At 41.8% G+C, this 19,302-nt stretch carries 19 protein-coding genes; 8 read left to right on the top strand and 11 right to left on the bottom strand.

What is annotated here, in order from left to right; genetic code table 11:
- Nucleotides 1-9 precede the first annotated feature (9 nt).
- From ispH to murJ, 6 genes are all read right to left on the bottom strand, one after another.
- Nucleotides 10-939, bottom strand: coding sequence for a 4-hydroxy-3-methylbut-2-enyl diphosphate reductase (gene ispH, locus P4S60_RS04880; RefSeq protein ID WP_337115213.1), 930 nt, complete (start codon nt 937-939; stop codon nt 10-12).
- The gene (gene fkpB / locus P4S60_RS04875) at nt 939-1,379 is read right to left on the bottom strand and encodes an FKBP-type peptidyl-prolyl cis-trans isomerase (RefSeq protein ID WP_188726664.1); all 441 of its coding nucleotides are present in this window, start codon (nt 1,377-1,379) and stop codon (nt 939-941) included. The genes ispH and fkpB overlap by 1 nt, the downstream gene beginning before the upstream one ends.
- Nucleotides 1,376-1,876 carry a signal peptidase II gene (lspA, locus tag P4S60_RS04870; RefSeq protein ID WP_188726665.1) on the bottom strand — a complete coding sequence of 167 codons (501 nt, stop codon included), beginning with the start codon at nt 1,874-1,876 and terminating at the stop codon, nt 1,376-1,378. Before lspA ends, fkpB begins: the two co-directional genes overlap by 4 nt.
- A gap of 9 nt (nt 1,877-1,885) precedes the next feature.
- Nucleotides 1,886-4,711: an isoleucine--tRNA ligase gene (gene ileS / locus P4S60_RS04865; protein ID WP_337115212.1), complete on the bottom strand. Its 2,826-nt coding sequence runs from the start codon at nt 4,709-4,711 to the stop codon at nt 1,886-1,888.
- A 25-nt stretch (nt 4,712-4,736) separates the two neighbouring features.
- A complete protein-coding gene (ribF, locus tag P4S60_RS04860; RefSeq protein WP_119853389.1) occupies nt 4,737-5,663 on the bottom strand; it encodes a bifunctional riboflavin kinase/FAD synthetase in 927 nt (308 codons plus the stop codon).
- A gap of 72 nt (nt 5,664-5,735) precedes the next feature.
- Nucleotides 5,736-7,316: a murein biosynthesis integral membrane protein MurJ gene (murJ, locus tag P4S60_RS04855; RefSeq protein WP_337115211.1), complete on the bottom strand. Its 1,581-nt coding sequence runs from the start codon at nt 7,314-7,316 to the stop codon at nt 5,736-5,738.
- 243 nt (nt 7,317-7,559) lie between these two features.
- Between murJ and rpsT the strand changes: the two genes are divergently transcribed.
- A complete protein-coding gene (gene rpsT / locus P4S60_RS04850; RefSeq protein WP_036967030.1) occupies nt 7,560-7,820 on the top strand; it encodes a 30S ribosomal protein S20 in 261 nt (86 codons plus the stop codon).
- Nucleotides 7,821-7,917: 97 nt separating this feature from the next.
- On the opposite strand, the gene P4S60_RS04845 is transcribed toward rpsT, so the two are convergent.
- Nucleotides 7,918-8,301 (bottom strand): response regulator, encoded by a 384-nt coding sequence (locus P4S60_RS04845; protein ID WP_054561914.1) that lies wholly within the window; start codon nt 8,299-8,301, stop codon nt 7,918-7,920.
- A gap of 151 nt (nt 8,302-8,452) precedes the next feature.
- Here P4S60_RS04845 and P4S60_RS04840 point away from each other — a divergent pair, with 151 nt between their 5' ends.
- The 4 genes from P4S60_RS04840 to smrA all read left to right on the top strand — a co-directional run bounded on the left by P4S60_RS04840 (nt 8,453) and on the right by smrA (nt 10,234).
- Nucleotides 8,453-8,641: a hypothetical protein gene (locus P4S60_RS04840; protein WP_337115210.1), complete on the top strand. Its 189-nt coding sequence runs from the start codon at nt 8,453-8,455 to the stop codon at nt 8,639-8,641.
- Nucleotides 8,642-8,664: 23 nt separating this feature from the next.
- Nucleotides 8,665-8,895 carry a hypothetical protein gene (locus P4S60_RS04835; protein ID WP_337115209.1) on the top strand — a complete coding sequence of 77 codons (231 nt, stop codon included), beginning with the start codon at nt 8,665-8,667 and terminating at the stop codon, nt 8,893-8,895.
- 100 nt (nt 8,896-8,995) lie between these two features.
- Nucleotides 8,996-9,241 (top strand): hypothetical protein, encoded by a 246-nt coding sequence (locus P4S60_RS04830; protein ID WP_054551958.1) that lies wholly within the window; start codon nt 8,996-8,998, stop codon nt 9,239-9,241.
- A 411-nt stretch (nt 9,242-9,652) separates the two neighbouring features.
- Nucleotides 9,653-10,234 carry a DNA endonuclease SmrA gene (gene smrA / locus P4S60_RS04825; RefSeq protein ID WP_337115208.1) on the top strand — a complete coding sequence of 194 codons (582 nt, stop codon included), beginning with the start codon at nt 9,653-9,655 and terminating at the stop codon, nt 10,232-10,234.
- A gap of 72 nt (nt 10,235-10,306) precedes the next feature.
- Here the strand turns inward: smrA and P4S60_RS04820 are convergent, their stop codons facing one another.
- Nucleotides 10,307-10,441: a hypothetical protein gene (locus P4S60_RS04820; RefSeq protein ID WP_268237242.1), complete on the bottom strand. Its 135-nt coding sequence runs from the start codon at nt 10,439-10,441 to the stop codon at nt 10,307-10,309.
- 97 nt (nt 10,442-10,538) lie between these two features.
- On the bottom strand, nt 10,539-11,459 hold the full coding sequence (locus P4S60_RS04815; RefSeq protein WP_337115207.1) for a 2-hydroxyacid dehydrogenase: 921 nt from the start codon (nt 11,457-11,459) through the stop codon (nt 10,539-10,541).
- 123 nt (nt 11,460-11,582) lie between these two features.
- Between P4S60_RS04815 and P4S60_RS04810 the strand changes: the two genes are divergently transcribed.
- A complete protein-coding gene (locus P4S60_RS04810; protein ID WP_337115206.1) occupies nt 11,583-13,301 on the top strand; it encodes a lysophospholipid acyltransferase family protein in 1,719 nt (572 codons plus the stop codon).
- A gap of 55 nt (nt 13,302-13,356) precedes the next feature.
- Here P4S60_RS04810 and dapE read toward each other — a convergent pair whose 3' ends face one another.
- On the bottom strand, nt 13,357-14,535 hold the full coding sequence (gene dapE, locus P4S60_RS04805) for a succinyl-diaminopimelate desuccinylase (RefSeq protein ID WP_337115205.1): 1,179 nt from the start codon (nt 14,533-14,535) through the stop codon (nt 13,357-13,359).
- A 70-nt stretch (nt 14,536-14,605) separates the two neighbouring features.
- Nucleotides 14,606-16,024, bottom strand: a complete 1,419-nt coding sequence (locus tag P4S60_RS04800) for an MATE family efflux transporter (RefSeq protein WP_337115204.1) — start codon at nt 16,022-16,024, stop codon at nt 14,606-14,608.
- 234 nt (nt 16,025-16,258) lie between these two features.
- Between P4S60_RS04800 and P4S60_RS04795 the strand changes: the two genes are divergently transcribed.
- The gene (locus P4S60_RS04795) at nt 16,259-16,912 is read left to right on the top strand and encodes an OmpW/AlkL family protein (protein ID WP_105174647.1); all 654 of its coding nucleotides are present in this window, start codon (nt 16,259-16,261) and stop codon (nt 16,910-16,912) included.
- A gap of 333 nt (nt 16,913-17,245) precedes the next feature.
- A complete protein-coding gene (locus tag P4S60_RS04790) occupies nt 17,246-19,228 on the top strand; it encodes a CapA family protein (protein WP_337115203.1) in 1,983 nt (660 codons plus the stop codon).
- The last annotated feature ends 74 nt before the right edge of the window (nt 19,229-19,302 follow it).

Genomic DNA, 19,302 nt, shown 5'->3' with positions numbered 1-19,302 from the left:
TTGCTTAGATTAGCGTAGCTCAACAGGAACGGCAAATACTATGTTCTCTTCTTCACCAGGATTTTCAACAACTTGATTACCACCCAATTCTTTTAGACGAGTAATAACCTGTTGAACTAAAACTTCTGGTGCAGATGCACCTGCAGTTACACCCACGGCATTTACACTGTTAAACCAACCCGCTTCAACATTACTTGCATCATCAATCAAATAAGCAGTGGTGCCCATTTTATCAGCAAGCTCACGTAAACGGTTTGAGTTAGAGCTATTTTTAGCCCCAACAACAAGCAGTACATCCACTTTATCTGCTAAATCACGCACAGCATCTTGACGGTTCTGCGTAGCATAACAAATGTCATCTTTACGCGGGCCATCAATCGCCGGAAACTTAGTACGAAGTGCATCAATCACATCTGCCGTATCATCTACAGATAACGTTGTTTGGCTACAGTAAAACAGGTTTTCTGGGTTTTTAACCGTTAAGCCTGCAACATCTTCGGGAGTTTCTACTAAGTAAATACCACCCGCTTCGTTGTCGTACTGCCCCATTGTGCCTTCTACTTCAGGATGGCCATGGTGGCCAATTAACACGCACTCAGTGCCTTTACGGCTTGCGCGTGTTACTTCCATATGCACTTTTGTTACCAGTGGGCACGTGGCATCGAACACTTTTAGGTCTCGTCGCTTTGCTTCACTACGAACAGCTTGAGAAACACCATGTGCGCTGAAGATAACGATGCTATCGTCAGGAACCTGATCTAGCTCTTCAACAAACACAGCACCACGATTTTTTAAGCCATCAACAACATATCGATTGTGAACGACTTCATGGCGCACATAGATTGGCTTTTCAAAGATATCGAGTGCGCGCTCCACAATACTAATTGCACGGTCAACGCCAGCACAAAAGCCGCGTGGATTCGCTAATAAAATATCCATTAACCTGTTACCTCTAAAATATCAACTTCAAAGGTTAAGCGCTGCCCTGCAAGTGGGTGGTTAAAGTCGATCGTGACTGACTCACCTTGAACTTCACGAACAAGACCTGGTAACTCTGTGCCATCAGGTTGAGTAAAGGCAATAATATTACCTACTTCAGCTGGGGTCTCAGCACCAAACTTGCTGCGGTCAACATAATAAATGTTATCTGGATTTGGTTGACCAAATGCATCTTCAGGCTCTAATGCAAATGACTTGCTGTCACCAGCCGATAACCCGAGTAAACACTTTTCAAAATTTTCTGTCAGGCTACCATCACCCATTCGCAATTTTGCAGGTTTATTATGTACCTTCGTTGAATCGGCTGCTGAGCCATCTTCTAACTTAATTGAGAAATGAAAGATCACTTCAGAGTTTTCACCAATTACAGCTTGGCTCATGCTTGTTGCTCCTTAGGACTTTCGCCTGTGAAGGCATCAAATAAAAGTAATGCGGCACCGATACAAATCGCACAATCGGCAATATTAAAAACAGGAAAGTGCCAGTTTTCGTAATATACATGCAGGAAGTCAATGACATAGCCATAAGCGATACGGTCATATAAATTGCCAATCGCACCAGCTAATACTAACGCATAAGCAGAACATAATACTTTGTTAGACGCTGGCAAGCGTTTCAGCCACCACACTAAAAGCACACTGATCGACACTGCAATCAAACTAAAGAACCAGCGCTGCCAGCCACCTGAATCACTTAAAAAGCTAAAGGCCGCACCATAGTTATGTACATAAGTGAAATTAAAAAACGGCAGAATATCAATCGACTCTTCGTAGGCCATGGTACTAACGACAAGTGTTTTTGTCGCATGGTCTACTACTAAAAGTAGTAGACTCAGCCATAACCAAACCAAGCCACTTTTTCCGGCTAGTTTGCTCACAAACAACTCCTATGCGAACTGACGCTGTTCACCATCGCCGTCAACATTGCTTACACAACGGCCACAGATTTCAGGGTGAGCAGGATCAGCACCTACATCATCACAGTAGTGCCAACAACGCTCACACTTTTCAGCGGTTGTTGCAGCAACTTTAATGAATAAGCCATCAATCTCTGTCGATTGAGTACCTTCAGGCTGTGCTGTCACAGTTTCAACTGTCACACCTGACGTTAATAGTACAAAGCGCAATTCATCACCTAATGCAGCTAGTTTCGCGCTTAGCTCTTCACCTGCGTAAATGCTTACGTTTGCTTGTAGAGTTGCACCAATAACTTCTTCTTTACGAGCGGCTTCTAGCACACGGTTTACTTCATCACGCACGTTTAGGATTGTTAACCAATCATCGTTGCTGAACTTACCTTGTGAAGAAGCTTGTAAGCCATCGTACCACACTGAAGTGAATACAAACTTGTCACGCTCACCTGGTAATGCTTCCCAGATTTCTTGCGCAGTGAAGCTTAAAATCGGCGCCATCCAACGCGTCATTGCTTCAGCAATATGGTAAAGCGCAGTTTGACATGAACGACGCGCATGGCTGTCGCTTTTCGCTGTGTACTGACGGTCTTTAATAACGTCTAGGTAGAACGAACCAAGCTCACCAGTACAGAAGTTCATTAGCTTTTGCGTCACAAGCAACATTTGATACTTATCGTAAGCTGCTAAAATTTCATCTTGAAGTTCAGCTGCACGGCCCACAATCCAACGGTCAAGCTCAACCATGTCTTCAATAGCAACTTGATCCGTTTTAGGATCAAAACCATTTAAGTTCGCAAGTAAGTAACGGCTTGTGTTACGAATACGGCGGTAACGGTCTGCAGAACGTTTAAAGATTTCATCAGATACAGTCATTTCAGCTGTAAAGTCAGTTGATGCAACCCATAAACGTAAGATGTCAGCACCTAGTTTGTTCATCACGTTTTGTGGAGAAATGACGTTGCCAAGTGATTTAGACATCTTGCGGCCGTTTTCATCAACCGTGAAACCATGTGTTAACACTTGCTTATATGGCGCATGACCATTGATAGCAACCGATGTCATCATTGACGACATGAACCAACCACGGTGTTGATCTGAACCTTCTAAGTAAAGATCAGCAGGACCGGTTAAATCGTCACGTGCATCAACCACACATGCGTGTGTTACACCTGAGTCAAACCATACATCCAACGTATCTTGTACTTTCATGTACTGCTCAGCATCATCGCCAAGTAAAGCTGCTGGCTCTAAGTCATACCACGCTTGAATACCTGATTTTTCAACCAGTTTTGCAGCTTCTTCGATAAGCTCTTGTGTATTCGGATGAAGTGCACCCGTGTCTTTATCAACGAATAATGCAATTGGCACACCCCATGTACGTTGACGTGAAATACACCAATCAGGGCGGCCTTCAACCATGTTTGCAATGCGGCTCTCGCCCCACTCAGGTAACCACTCAGTCTTTTTGATTTCTCTTAATGAATCTTGACGAAGGTTAGCTTGATCCATACTTACGAACCACTGTGGCGTCGCACGGAAGATAATTGGCGTTTTGTGACGCCAACAATGTGGGTAGCTATGTGTAAGCGCATGGTGATGTAATAACGCATTGTTTTCCGTTAATACGTCAATAACGCTCGCATTTGCTTTAAATACGTGCTGACCAGCAAACATTGGTGTGTCAGGTAAGTAAACACCGTTAGCACCAACTGGGTTAGCCACTTCTAAACCATAAGCAAGACCTGCCGCGAAATCCTCTTGACCGTGACCAGGTGCAGTATGAACAACACCAGTACCAGAATCAGTCGTAACGTGATCAGCAACAATCACAGGCACTGTGAAGTCATAGAATGGGTGAGCAACCTGTAAGTTCTCAAGTGCCGCACCTTTCACATAACCTAGTACGTGGTAATGCTTAAAGCCATAACGGTCCATAGCATCTTTAACTAGCTCAGAACCTAAGATTAAACGCTGCTGTGCACCTTCATCGTCAACTTGAACAAGGGCATATTCAAGCTTTTCGTGAACTGCTACTGCACGGTTAGCAGGTAGTGTCCAAGGTGTTGTCGTCCAGATAACAGTACTCACTGCACCAGTACCTGTATGGCCTTCAGCTAGTTCAAACGCATTGATTACAGCATCTTGATCAGCAAATTCGAAGCGTACATCGATTGCTGGAGACTGTTTATCTTGATATTCAACTTCCGCTTCAGCAAGTGCTGAACCACAATCTGTACACCAGTGAACAGGCTTAGCACCTTTGTGTAAGTGACCATTTTTAATGATACGACCAAGAACACGAATCGCATTCGCTTCAAAGTCAAAGTTCATTGTTAAGTAAGGCTTGTCCCAATCACCAAATACACCTAAACGTTTAAAGTCTGTTTTTTGACCTTCAACTTGCTTTTTAGCGTATTCACGGCACTTTTCACGGAACTCAGCAGCAGACACTTTCACGCCCGGCTTGCCTACTTTCTTTTCAACCATTAATTCAATTGGTAAACCGTGACAGTCCCAACCAGGCACGTAAGGTGCATCGAAGTCAGACAGGGTTTTTGACTTAACAATAATATCTTTAAGAATTTTGTTTACCGAGTGGCCTAAATGGATATCACCGTTTGCATACGGAGGGCCGTCATGCAAAATGAAGGTTTTTTTACCTTTTTTAGCGCCGCGAATTTGACCGTAAAGATCGTCTTCATACCATGTTTTAAGCATGTTTGGCTCACGTTGTGCCAAATTGCCGCGCATTGGAAACGCTGTTTCCGGTAAATTCAAAGTATGTTTGTAGTCGCTCATTAATCCTACTTTCCGTATCGGCTACCTAATTTAAACCAAAACACTGTTTAGCGGCGGTTACATCATCTGCAATCTGCGCCGTCAATTGTGTTAATGTCTCGAATTTTTTCTCATCGCGAAGCTTCTTGATTAGCTCCACGTGCATAAATTGTCCATAAATATCTTGCGCAAAGTCGAAAAGATGAACCTCTAACAATGCGCGTGTTCCATTAAATGTGGGTTTGTTGCCAATATTTGCAACCCCAAATAATTCTTTTTCACCAACGGTTGCTCGCACTGCAAATACGCCATTTACAGGGCATACTTGGCGCTTCAACGCAATATTGGCTGTTCTGAACCCTAATTCACGACCTTTTGCCCAGCCATGAATAACACGTCCAGAAATTGCATAACCATGGCCTAACATGGTTTTTGCATCTTCTAATTGCCCTGCAGCAAGCGCATGGCGAATAAGGGTACTGCTCACTCTATCATTGAGTCTACGAAAACTTGCAGTACTTTTCACATCCATATTTAGCTCAGCGCCCATTGTTTTTAATAGCGCAAAATCACCACGACGACGTTTCCCAAAGCAAAAGTCATCGCCTACTGTCAGCGCTTTAACGCCTAACTTTTCAACCAAAACTTGGCTGACAAACTGCTCTGCTTCCATATTGGCAAATTGCTGATTGAAGCTAATGCAAATCACCCGCTCCACGCCTAATTTAGCAAGCAAACTGAGCTTATCACGTAGTCGAGTTAAACGCGCGGGGGCATTATCTTTAGCAAAAAATTCTTGTGGCTGAGGCTCAAATAACATCACGGTACTTGGTAGTTGATGCTTTTCTGCGTCTTGCAGCAAGCCTTTAATCACTTCTGCATGACCTAAGTGCACGCCATCAAAATTACCAATGGTCAACACACAGCCATAATGCTGCGCGCGAATATTGTGAATACCTCTAATTAACTCCATGCCACCTTTTTGCCTTTATCAGCGAGCCCAAAACATTGATATCGGGCTTGAAGCGCCGATTATAATCTTTTTTTAGTTTGATTCAGTAGTTGCAACACTTTTTATCGTATTTAGTCGCACACCTAAAATGAACAAGGCTGCAAAGTACACAAAAGCAGCAAGTGCCAATAACCCCGTCAATAGCACTACCTGCTCACTAAAGTGCCATGTTTGCCACGTAAATTGCTGGCCAACATACCACACCGACGCAGCCATTAATAAACTTGAAAACAAACACTTAAAGGTAAAGCTTAGGCTCATCGCAGAAAACTGATAGACGCCTTCTTTACGTAATTGATGATACAACAAATAGGCATTACAACTGGCCGACATCGCGGTTGCTAACGCTAACCCCAAATAGCCAATAAAGGGGGCCAACATAATGTTAAACACCATATTTAACACCAGTGTTTTAATACCTATTTTCACAGGGGTTTTAGTATCTTGGCGTGAATAAAAACCCGGTGCTAACACCTTGATTAGCATAAAGCTAACCAATCCTACTGAGTAGGCCATCACTCCGTAACTGACCGCTTTCACATGATCAATTTCACCGTCCTGAAACGCGCCATGGTCAAATAAAACCGTAATTATGAGCGGGCTAATCACCATTAATCCAAACATGGCAGGCAAGCCTAAGAAAATAACAAAGCGCACACCCCAATCAAGGGTTAGCTGAAAATCTTTTGTGCTATTGGTGCTATGTAACTTAGACAGTGCGGGCAAAATGACTGTCGCGATACCAATACCAAATAAGCCAAGAGGAAACTCAATTAAACGGTCTGAGTAGTAAAGCCACGCGATAGAGCCGGTCATCAACATTGAGGCAATCATGGTGTCGAGCAACAGGTTTATTTGACTGATAGACACACCAAACAAGGCAGGTAGCATGAGCTTTCGAACTTTCTTAACGTTTTCATCTTGCCAGCCCCATTTAGGGCGGCTCAACATACGGGCACGATACAAAAATGGCAACTGGAACAATAACTGTACTAAGCCCCCTACAAACACGCCGATGGCAAGCGCATATGCTCCCACCGAAAATTTATCGTGTAGAAAAACAGCACACGTGATAATTGACACATTCAACAGCACTGGCGTAAATGCAGCCACAGCAAAGCGATTATATACGTTCATAACCGCGCCACTCAGGGCAACCAGGCTCACAAAAAATAAATAAGGGAAAGTCAGTTTTAACAGCGCACTGGCAAGTACGAACTTTTCGCCGTTTTCGCCTCCTTGCCACCAATCGATAAACCAGCCAGTTCCGAATAAGGCCGCTATCACAGGGGAAGCAATCACCCCAAACAGGGTGACAATCAATAAAATGGTGCCTAAGGTGCCGGCTGCTTGAGCCACAAACAACTTCACCTTATCGTCACCTTGTTGCTCTTTTATCTCAGATAAAACCGGTACAAAAGCTTGGGCAAAAGCTCCTTCAGCAAACAAACGTCTTAAAAAGTTAGGAATTCGATTGGCAAATAAAAACACATCGGCTGCGGCACTGGCCCCAAGCAGATTAGCCACAACAGCATCTCGTACTAACCCTAAAACACGTGAAATCATTGTCATTGCACTGACAATCATTCCAGAACGAAATAATCCTTTTGCCACCTTAAACCCATTATCAAAAAACCTTTAAGATGGGCGATTATGCCTAAAATATCTTTAAAGCACTAGGCTCGAACCCGACCCTTTGTTACAATGGCGATATTAACTGCTAAAGCGGCAAATTGATGTTCGTTATAAGGAGCAGTTTTTCTTGAGATGTCAAAATTTTGTTGACATTCATGATAAAAACAGGCATATTCCACGGCCTTTAAATTAAGCTTATTTTAAGATTGTTAGGAGCAAACCTTGGCTAACATCAAGTCTGCAAAAAAACGCGCTATTACGAGCGAAAAAAATCGTCAACATAACGCAAGCCGTCGTTCAATGATGCGTACTTACTTCAAAAAAGTAGTTGCTGCAATTGAAGCGGGCGACAAAGAAGCTGCACAAGCAGCATTCGCTGTTGCAACACCTATCCTAGACCGTTACGCAACTAAAGGTCTTATCCACAAGAACAAAGCAGCTCGTCATAAGAGCCGTTTAGCAGCTAAAATCAAAGCGCTATAATTTGTTTTTGATGAATATAAAAAAACCGGCTTATGCCGGTTTTTTTATCTGTAATTTAACAAGGCACGTTTTAACTATGCCTCATTAAACCAGTTAGCTAGACAATTTCGAGTTCTGGGTAGAACTTTTTCAGCATAGCGGCAATTTTCTTAGGTGTGAAAGGTTTTACTACAAACCCTTTAGCGCCCTTCTCAATCGCTTCTTTAACGTTTTCGACCGTTGAATGAGCCGAAACCATCACAACATTCGCTTCAGGCGAAATTTCGTTGATTTGCGAGATAATCTCTTTGCCGTCACCATCGGGTAATTCAATATCTAAAAAGATAATATTGAACTCTTTTTCTTTACATGCGCTTAAACACTGCGCGGCCGTAGATGCCTCACGCACATTATCGATACCTAGGTGCATCAATGTTTGATTTAAAAAACTGCGAACTGTGCCTACGTCGTCCACAATAAGAATTGAAAGCTGCGTATCCATACTATTCCTCTTAAACTATGAAGATAAACACTCATTGCACTGTAGAGTGTAACGCATTTAAGCTATAAGTGATTTGAATTTGACTATTATATCAAAAACTTCGTTATAATCTCATTATAGAGACCTATGTTTAAAAGGCCAGATAAGCTTTATGTCTAACAAAATAAAAAAACAATCTTTACTTGGTAAAGCACCTGCACGAAAGAAACCAACGCAAGCAAAACGCCAAAGACCCTTAAATCAACAACAAGCGCGCGCACAAGCTGGGCAACAAGCCGCACCTGAAGTCGAACTAAAAAAAGCAAAACACGTTGGTATACACTTGCCGCGGTTGTATTAATTCTACTAATTACGCCAAAGCCCGTGCTAATCACTTATGAAAAGCTTGGCATGGTCTCACAAAGTGTATTTTGGCCTGGCGTATTTGGCTATGGTGCAAACTTATTTGATTCAACCCTAAACCCCCGCGCAGACCTTAGCCGCAACGTTATTTACCTATGCCAAGATAAGCGTAACCCAGATACCTGTCAGAAGTATCGTGTGACAGAACAAAGTGGATTTTTTGCTGCCATGAAAAAACTGATAATGGATTAAAAAATCTAATCCGAAAATTAAAAATTACTTGGTTGAAAGCTGTGTAAAAGATCACCATAATGGCGCTCCTTTTTCAACACAGACACGATCAGATACGACCATGCTAAACGAGCTAGATTGGCTTTTAAACTTAACGTTACTTGCACTAGGATTAGGTGCATTTTTTATTAACCAGCTTACATTACTGCGTTTTGCAGCAATCAGCGCGTGTAGTTTATTATTTTTATCGTTTAGTCTAGATCTGATGTCATCAAGCGTTATCTCAAATATGAGCTTGGTGTTGATCAACACATTTTATTTATTCAAGGTCTACACATTTGGCCAGTTGAATATCAATCAAGGTTAATCTTCTCCTAAGATAAATTGATAGAATAGGCTATCCCATCTATCAGCTTTTATGCCCGAGCAGCCCTCTGCTTGGGCTTTTTTTTACTTACAAAATGATTGAACTGAGATACCATAAACGGCGTATATATACCCAAGCCACCTCAAGATGCAGAATTCAGCGTTTCACAGGTGCTTAATATCAAGGCGTTACTTTGCAAGAATGGTGGTCCCTTTTAAGAAGTAACAACGATGAGAGTAAGTGCCTGTGAAACGCCCAGAGGGTTGGTTTAAAAGCGATTTATACTGCGTTATTGATTTTAACAATAGAACCACTATTATTTGCAATCAATGCCTTGCCTAAATCGCTTTTAATTCCAACTGAAACTCGCACCTTGAGGTGGTTTGGGTATAGATAATTTGGAGGAACCTTATGTCATTAAACGACTTCGACTTATTTCTTTCATCAATGGAAGACGTAAAACCTCTCAAACATGACACTGTTCAATTTGATTCTACAAAACTAGGCCCTTCTTTAGCCCAGCAAGAAAAACGCAAAGCAGCTGAGTGTGATTTAGCAATTGACGAGAATTATTTACGCAGTGAATTCGTTGAGCTATTAGATCCCCATGCAATACTGGCATTTAAAAAAGATGGCGTACAAGGCCAAGTATACAAAAACCTTCGTTTAGCTAAGTATCAACTCGACGCCACACTTGATTTGCATGGTCAACCTCTCAATCGAGCTCGCAGTACGTTATTTAATTTTATTGATGACTGCCACAAACGAAATATTCGTGTCGTGCTTATTCGTCATGGGATTGGCATCAAAAACAAATCTCAACCGGGCATATTAAAGAGCTACACCAATAAGTGGCTGCAAGAAATACCAGCGGTTTTAGCCTTTCATACTGCCCTTAAGCACCATGGTGGTGGCGGTGCAACGTATGTGATGATTAAAAAGTCAGACGAGAAGAAACACGAGAACAGAGAAATCCATTCAAAAAGAAGTTAGTTGAATAAGCAATTGAAGTGCAGCATTTAAACATGCTGCACACACGATGATAAGTTGGTTATGATTGGCTAGTTATGATTGGCTAATTACGTTCTTTTGAACTGGTAACTCCGATGCATTCGCTTGATTAAACCATGCAGAAACACCAAGAACGATAACTGACACTACGACTAGACTAAATTTAGCTCCACCTTGATTAGATTTCATAACGCCTCTTTTTTATTATTGTTTTTTTATTGAGCAACACCAGAATAGCAAAGTTACAGATGTTAACAAGGTGTTTATTAAACTAATTTACAATGCCTCAATAACCTTTTGTTCTATCAACCTGATTTATTAGATTTTTACCTTCAATTAATCTTTTGACATTACCCGCAATTTGCAAAGTTACAGTCTCTAAATCTGACAATGCAGCACAGTGAGGTGTTAAGGTCACCTTTTCATGAGACCAATAAGGATGCGTTTTAGGTAAGGGCTCTTCGCTGAACACATCAAGGGTAGCGCCACGTATTTGTCCACTATCAAGTGCCTCGAGCAAGTCTTCATCGACAACATGTTTACCTCTGGCAACATTAATAAGCACCGCATGATTTTGCAATTTACTTAGCAGTGATTTGTTAATGATACCCTGAGTGTGTTGGTTAAGTGGCAGCAAGCACACGAGATAATCAATTTGACCAAGCATGTCATCTAACCCCTGCTGTGTGTAATAGGTACTTACTTCAGCATCGTGTTTTTCACTATTAGACCAAGCACTCACTCTAAAGCCATTTGCGAGTAAACGCTTTGCACAGGCTTTACCTAGTTCGCCATAACCTAAGATACCCACATGTTGATGTGAATACGCTCGCTTTGGCTTCCAAGTACTGGCTGATTGTTTTAAATAATATTCTTTAAGTCTAAGCTTGTGTGCTAATACATGGCTCAACACATACTCTGCCATATCATTAGCAAGGTTATCATCAACAATTCTAACAACGGGAACACGCGCTTCTACCTTCGTTAAGTCGATGCTATCAACGCCTGCACCAAATGAAGAAACCGCTTTTAAATTTACCAGCTTAGGCCATAAATCAGCGGGGGCATTCCAAGCCAGTACAAACTCAACAGCTTGGTAATCAGTACACTCGGACCAAAGCTGCACGTCAACCTCTGGTAATAACGCTTGTAATCGAGCAATTAATTGGCTGCAATCTCGACCTGTTACAGCTACAAGTAAAATCATTGTCTTCTCCATTTTGCCCCGTACTCGAAGCGCTCTTTAAAAAGTCACACAACTGCAACCTAACTGTCACAGCGAACTCTTACCCTAACCTCATCGCTGAATGCGTTTATGTTTGAGGTTTGTATGATCAGTGTTGATAAAGTAATAGAAGCAAATTTACCACAGTTAGAAAATTCACCAAAAGTAAAAGGCTTAGTAAAGAAAGGCCTTGGTTATTTATTACATGAGCAAGAATTTGTTGCCTTTGGTGATGCATACCCACACTTACAAGGACTTGAATTTGTAGAGCAAGTACTTGATGAGCTAGACTTTGACACGCGCTACAAGCCAAAGCAAATGGAACATATCCCTAGTGAAGGCAATATCGTCATCGTGGCTAACCACCCTATTGGTTCACTCGATGCATTAGCACTAATCAAAGTCTTATCAAGTGTACGCCCTGATTTAAAAGTCGTTGCAAACCGCATGCTGATGTCTATCACTCCGATGCACTCGTTACTCCTTCCCGTAGATAACCTATCTGGAACAAGTAAAAAGAAAGAACTGGCTAATATCCAACAGCACTTAAAATCAGACGGTGCGTTATTAATTTTCCCCGCAGGTGAGGTATCCCGCTTAAGTCCAACGGGAATTAAAGACTGTAAATGGAACAGTGGCTTTTTACGTATGGCAAAAAAAGCCAATGCCCCCATCTTGCCTATATACATCAAAGCGAAAAACAGTCCGCTATTTTACGGCACCTCAATGATCTATAAACCATTAGCCAGTTTGCTATTAGTCAAAGAGATGTTTAAACAACGACAAAAATCATTAGAGTTTGAAATTGGCGCATCTATCCCACCTGAGTCATATTTAATCGAGAATTTAAAAGATAAAGAGATAGCTCAGCTGATAAGAAAACAGTTGTATCGACTTATCACTAAAAAACCTCTGCCATTAAAAACGCAAACTCCCATTGCCAGTCCAGAAGCAACGAAAGACCTTAAAAAAGCCATTGAAGAGTGTGAACTATTAGGTGAAACCTCTGATGGTATGAAAATTTACTTATACCAATACTGTGGTAGCTCACCGATTTTCCGTGAGCTAGGACGACTTCGTGAAATTGCGTTTCGTGCAGTCGGTGAAGGCAGTGGTAAACGCCGTGATATCGATAAATACGACATGGATTATCAACACCTTGTATTGTGGGATGCTAAACAACTTGAACTAGTTGGCGCATACCGACTTGCCTGCGCACAAGACATTATAGAAAAACATGGCCGCAAAGGTTTATACACCGATAGCCTATTTAGCTACAGTGATGATATGACTCCGTATTTTGAAAAAGGTATTGAGCTTGGTCGCAGTTTTGTGCAACCCAAATACTGGGGTAGAAAAAGCCTAGATTATTTATGGTTTGGCATCGGCGCATTTGTTAACCGATACCCGCAATACCGCTATTTGTTTGGCGCAGTCAGCGTGTCTAACGCACTCCCTGAGCAAGCAAAATCACTCCTCGTTCATTATTACCAACATTATTATGGTGCTAAACAAGTGTTAGCTATCCCCAATAATGAATATCGCCATACCGAATCACAAAAAGAGCAATGTGCTCAGTTATTTGCTGGGGATGACATTAAAGAAGACTTTGTTGAACTTAAGCATGTACTTGCCAATATTGGCGCGCAAGTCCCTACCTTATTCAAACAATACACGGAGCTTTGCGAACCTGGTGGCGTACAGTTTTTAAGTTTTAGCATCGACCCTGAGTTTAATAACTGCATTGATGGATTAGTGCTTGTCGACTTAGATAAAGTAAAAGCGAGTAAGGCCAAACGGTACTTAGGACAGGCACGCGAATAGTCGTTATAAAATAACTAAAAGGAAAAAGTCGGCATATTCGCCGACTTTTTCATTTTTAACTAAATATATTTCTAAGCGCAGCTGAATATATTTGCTCAATGGTGATTAAGTCTGCGATTGGGACATGCTCATTAACTTGATGAATGGTATGGTTTCTCACGCCACATTCAATCACCTGAGTGTGCTCATTAGCAAAAAAGCGGCCATCAGATGTGCCACCACTAGTACTAAGCATCGGAAAGCTGCCAGTGATTTCATGCACGGCTTGTTCAAGCTGCTGCAACAAGCAATTGCTGGCTTGATGCAGGGTATAAAATGATTCGCACGGGCGCTCCCAAACAAGCGTTAGCTGGGATGCTAAATCTGCCAACGCAAACTGAATTTCTTCTTTAACGTCTTTACTTTTGTAGCCATGGCTATAACGCACGTTAAACGTTAGCTCACACTGAGCAGGAACAAGATTATCCACCACATTGGCTATATTAATGCCGGTTACTTGTAGTGTTGTTGCCGAACCGGCTTCATCTTTGTGCCAGCTAATTGCCGTTAAGCGCTTTACAACCTCTGCACTTAAATGCGCCGCGTTTATGGTGTTTTCTGGATAAGCAACATGGCCAGCTTTACCTTGAATAGATAATCGAGCCGACAACGCACCGCGTCTACCATTTTTAATGGTATCACCAACCTGCAAATGACTCGTCGGCTCGCCTACTAGGCAACCATCAAGCACAACACCTTGTTTGGCTAAACGCTCAGCAATCAGTAAAGAACCGTATTCAGCCTCGCCCTCTTCATCAGAGGTAATTAACCAGTAAAATGTGCCGCGTTTATTGCTCTTTTGCGCTAGAAAACGTTTTGTTGCGCAAAGCATAGCAGCAACGCCGCCTTTCATATCTGCTGCGCCGCGGCCATAGACATTGCCATCAACTATCTCGCCACTAAAAGGATCAACTCGCCAATCACCCTGCGCGGCGGGTACTACATCAATATGGCCAGAAAAAGCAACGATAGGGCCTTCACCAAAAGTGATTTTAGCAATTAAATTAGTAACATGATTAAAGCTAAATACCTCACAATCAAAGCCGAGCTGGCTTAAATTACTTTCAAGCCAATCAATTGCACCAGCTTGAGCAGGTGTGACCGATTTAAATCGGAGCAAGGTTTGTAATGTTTCAACTACCTCAGATTGCACCGACTGATGCATTGCTAACTCTGCATTTGATATCAAACTCATAATAACCCTAGTCATTTAGAAAGCTTGGGTTATTACAACGAGAGTTTATTACCGCAGTGTGAAACTTAAATTAATGATTTCCTTCTTCAATAAGGGTTTCTTGGGTCACCTTGGCTATGTCTTTATCTTCTTTGGTTAATTGTGTTCGTTGCCAACGACCTGCTGCGAACCAAAGATAAGTAATGATCGCCACAAGTACATTGGTGATAGCAAAGGAATACCATATGCCCTGTGGTCCCAGTGAAGTATGCTTAGACAAAATATACGCGGCAGGAAATTGAATAACACATTGCGAAAGCAGTGACACAACCATCGCATTTAGTATGTTTCCTGAAGCCCTAAATGCAGCGACTACGCAAAGCTGCACGCCTATCCCGCCCCAAGTTAAGCACATGACGCGAATAAACTCTGCACCACCAGCAATCACAGACTCATCATCAGGAATGAAAAAAGCCACCAAGTATTCAGCAAACAAATAAGCAATCACGCCCACGGATGTCAGGCCTAGTAACCCCCAAAGCGAGGCTAAGCGTGTTATTTGTGCCGCACGTCGCGGGTTTCCTGCTCCCATGTTTTGACCAACCAAGGTCGAAACAGCCATTGAAAGGCCCATTGCAGGGATCATCACCATTTGCAAAATATTAGAGCCAACACCATAAGAAGCAATGGTGTGCGTACCAAAGCTGGCAACCAAAAACGACATTATGATTAAACCAAATGCTCTCGTTGAAAGTTCAACCGAGCCAGGTGCCCCTAAAAAGAAGGCTTGTTTCATATATTGCCAGTCTGGTTTAAAGCTTGAGAGTTTTAGTTGAATTCCATGACGCCCCCGTAAAAATACCCAGACACCAATGACAGCCGCTAAGCTTTGAGTGATAAGTGTGGCTAATGCAGCGCCCATTACGCCAAAACCAGAGAAATCACCAAACCCAAAAATCAGTAAAGGGTCAAGCACAAAATTGAGTAATACAGTACCGCTTACTATATACAGTGGCACCTTGGTTTGCCCGATACCACGCATTAAGGCTTGGAACATGGCATAAATAAACACAAACACAACGCCAATAAAAGATACATGCATAAATTTAAGGGCATCACCAAACACTTGCTCTTCAACGCCTAACAAAGTCAAAAAGTATGGCGATAGCACATAACCCGTTAAACCAAGCATCGAGGCTGTTAGCGTCACCATTAACATGGTTTGCGCAGCAACATGATTAACTTTATCTTGCTGGCCAGCTCCCATGTACTGAGCAGATAGAATAGCCCCCGCCATCGCTAAACCGGAACCAATTGCAATCACTAAAAAGGTAACTGGCATACTGACAGAAACGGCCGCTACTTGCTCCGCCCCTAAGCGCCCTACCCAAAATGCATCTGTTAATTGATAAGCAGACTGCAAAATATTGATTAAGATGATCGGGATACCTAATTTAAGTAACGCTTTTGAAATCGAGCCATGAAGAAATAAATGCTGAGGATCAGCCATGTAAAACACCTAATAAGCAAACAACCCCTTTAGTTTAACAGCCGTAACTGAATATAGAGTCAATAACAGTCAATCTTTTTTTCGCCGTACCTGTTTAAAAACTTAATCTAAATCAATAAATGACTTCACTGTGTTCAAACATTTTTGAAACTTTGATCTAGAACAGGTTTTGTCCGCTGCAACTTGGTAATAATAGCCTCAACCAAATCAGACAAGTAGTTCGCGGAGAACAACATGAAAACTAAATTAAGCATTGCATTACTTACTTCACTATTAGCACTCTCTCCTGTTGCAAACGCAAACTTAAGCGTGAACGTAGGTGCAATTAATGTAAACCCTGATAACGACAGCTCAAAAATCAATGAAGCGCCAACGTTAGGCCTACGTGCAGATGATGATACTCAGCTAGGTATTACTGTAGATTACGCGCTTGATGACAATTGGGTAATTGAATTAGTAGCAGCAACACCATTTAGTCATGATGTTCAAGGTGCAGGTGGTTTAGCTGGTAACAAAATCGCGACTATCAAGCATTTACCACCAACACTTTTAGCGCAATACCACTTTTTAGACTCAACGTATAAGTTCCGTCCATTTGTGGGTGTAGGTCTTAACTATACAACTTTCTTTGATGAGCAACCTTCTGCGGCTTTAAAAGCAACACTAGGTACTGACGATGTAGAAGTTAAACTAGATGACTCTTTCGGCATTGCAGCTCAAGCAGGTTTTAACTACATGATGAGTGAAAACTGGGGTCTACATGGCATGGTTTCACTTATTGATATCGAAACTGACGCAACTGTTTATGCAGACGGTGCAAAAGCGCTAACTTCAACAGTAAAAATTGACCCAGTTGTTGCTATGTTTGGTGTGAAATACAAATTCTAACTTTCATTTTGTGAAAGCCCATACGCACAAAAAGGCCATTTATTGGCCTTTTTTATTTTCGCTCGCTTCCTAGTACCAAATTGCTATTTATCTAAATTCTAAGACAAATTCCTCCAACCAATAAAATTGAACTACACTTACTTACTAAGCTACACCTTTATCATTGGTTATTAAGTCGCCAGTACAAAATATCGTCGAAATCATGCCGAAGAGCAGGCAATATCTGAATTTTCAGAGCTGGTCAATTGTTGTACCTATTAGCCAGCAATTATAAAATAACCATAATAATTTTGACGTATAGAATGTAAATTGCGTGATAACGAGGGGCGTTAGTTGAAAATATTTTTTAATTCTTTAGTTCTGCTTACGTGTCTTAATTTAACAGCATGTAAGGTAAAAGACCCGAACGAAGATAAACCAGATGAGCAAACGCAGGTCGCAATCAGCGATCGCGAAAAGCTGCTTGCGGGTAGTGCAAATATTTCTTTTACGATCACCGATGAAAATCAAACACCTCTTAGCAATATCAGTGTTACCTTAGCAGAGCAAACCTATCAGTCTGATAGCGATGGTACAATAAGTATTCGTAACCTTGCTTATGGCAATCATGCGATTATGGTTGAGCAAGCGGGATATTTTCCGCGAGCAAGTATTGTCGTTAATCAACCTGACTCATCAACAAAGACAGTTCAACTCCAAACTAAAGCATCGAGTAGTAAAAGCCTTTTATTTGCTGGCGATACCATGTTTGGCCGTCGTTATTTAGATCCCAATTTAAAAACCATGGGCACGTCTATTCCCGACGTAACTGATGCCTTGATCCACCCAGATACAGCAGGGGCAGACAGCATTGCAATTACTGCGGATGTCGCGACGTTATTTCAAAATGCTGACTTTGCGTCTGTTAATTTAGAGTCGCCAGTGACGACTAATCCTATAACTGTACATCCAACCAAAGAGTTTAGCTTTTTTAGTCTACCAGACTCACTACAAGGGCTCACTGAGATAGGCATAGATTATGTAGGTCTTGGTAATAACCATATCTACGATTACTTGCAATCCGGCTTAGAAGATACCCTCATTGAAGTAAGCAATGCAGGTTTACTTCATAGCGGTGCAGGTCTTGATGAGAGTCAAGCAATGACTACCGTCAGTAAAACGCTCGATGATGTAACTCTGGTGTTATTTGCCGCTACCTCGATTACAGGTGAAGAACATGAATATAGTTATATTGCTGATTTAACGAAAGGCGGGGCTGCAAATTTAACCAACTCGGATACCGTTAAATCATCATTAGAAGAACAAGATTCTTCGCAATTTATCATTGCCCAAATGCACGGTGGAGATGAATACACCTATTCTCCTTCAAGCTATATTGGCAGCCGCTTTGAAGCATTATCAAAACAAAATACAGATCTCCTTATTGCCCACCACCCTCATGTGGCACAAGGTTTTGCTGTTTATAACGATATTCCAGCAGTGCTGGGGTTGGGTAACTTTGTCTTTGATCAACCACGCCTTGATACCTTACTCGGTGTTGCAGTAATGATCGATTTAAATACCGATACGCAAACCGTCAATCGGGCTTTTGCTTATCCTATTTTTGTCGAAGATTATAAACCACGGTTCACAACAGGATTTTTAACTCACTACTTATTAAGACGTCTTGCTGAGTTTTCTGATGACAATATCACGCTAATTCCTCGTGATAATTATGGTGAAGTCTATTTCAGCCAAAACCAAGCAACAAAGAGCACAACCGACGTTACGATTGAGGTAGATAGCAGCAACGACATTATTGACTTACGACAATACAGCCCTTCATCGGCGGCATTTTTATCAGCAATCAAAGTAACCAGCGGCGAGCTCAGCAGTGTGGTATTTGGACGCGATATAATGGTGTTTGGTGATTTTGAAGATTGGGATAACGACAGCGAAGCATTTGAAGTGAGCCGTTGGGATCATACCAGTGACAGCGTATTTCCATGTACAGATAAACCATATGCGGGTACTCAAGCACTGTGCTCTAGTAGAGATGAGTTCGATAATACGCCATCGATAATACCGTTTAGACACACAATGCGAGTGATGGAACTCACTGATGAAAATGGCGATCCACTACTGAGTAAAGACTTCTCTTTTTATGGTTATTTACAAGCAGAAAACGGTGGAAAAATTGATGCGCTTTTGAGTTATACAACCGAAATTGACGACCTTACTTTTTCACAGCATAAAATTGATGTAAGTGAAGGGGTGATCAAGCATGGCACGCTTTTAGCCATGACTTTAGTTTACCGTCAGATGAATTCACTATAGGACCAAAAGAACTTCCACCAAGGGGCGTAAAACTACAATTTAGGCATTACGCACCAAGTAACGGTGAAGCAATA

The organism is Pseudoalteromonas sp. Hal040, assembly GCF_037162425.1.
GTDB classification, from domain to species: Bacteria; Pseudomonadota; Gammaproteobacteria; order Enterobacterales; family Alteromonadaceae; genus Pseudoalteromonas; species Pseudoalteromonas gelatinilytica.
Note: the sequence above shows the minus strand (reverse complement) of the source record. Positions and strands in the feature narration are given on the sequence as shown.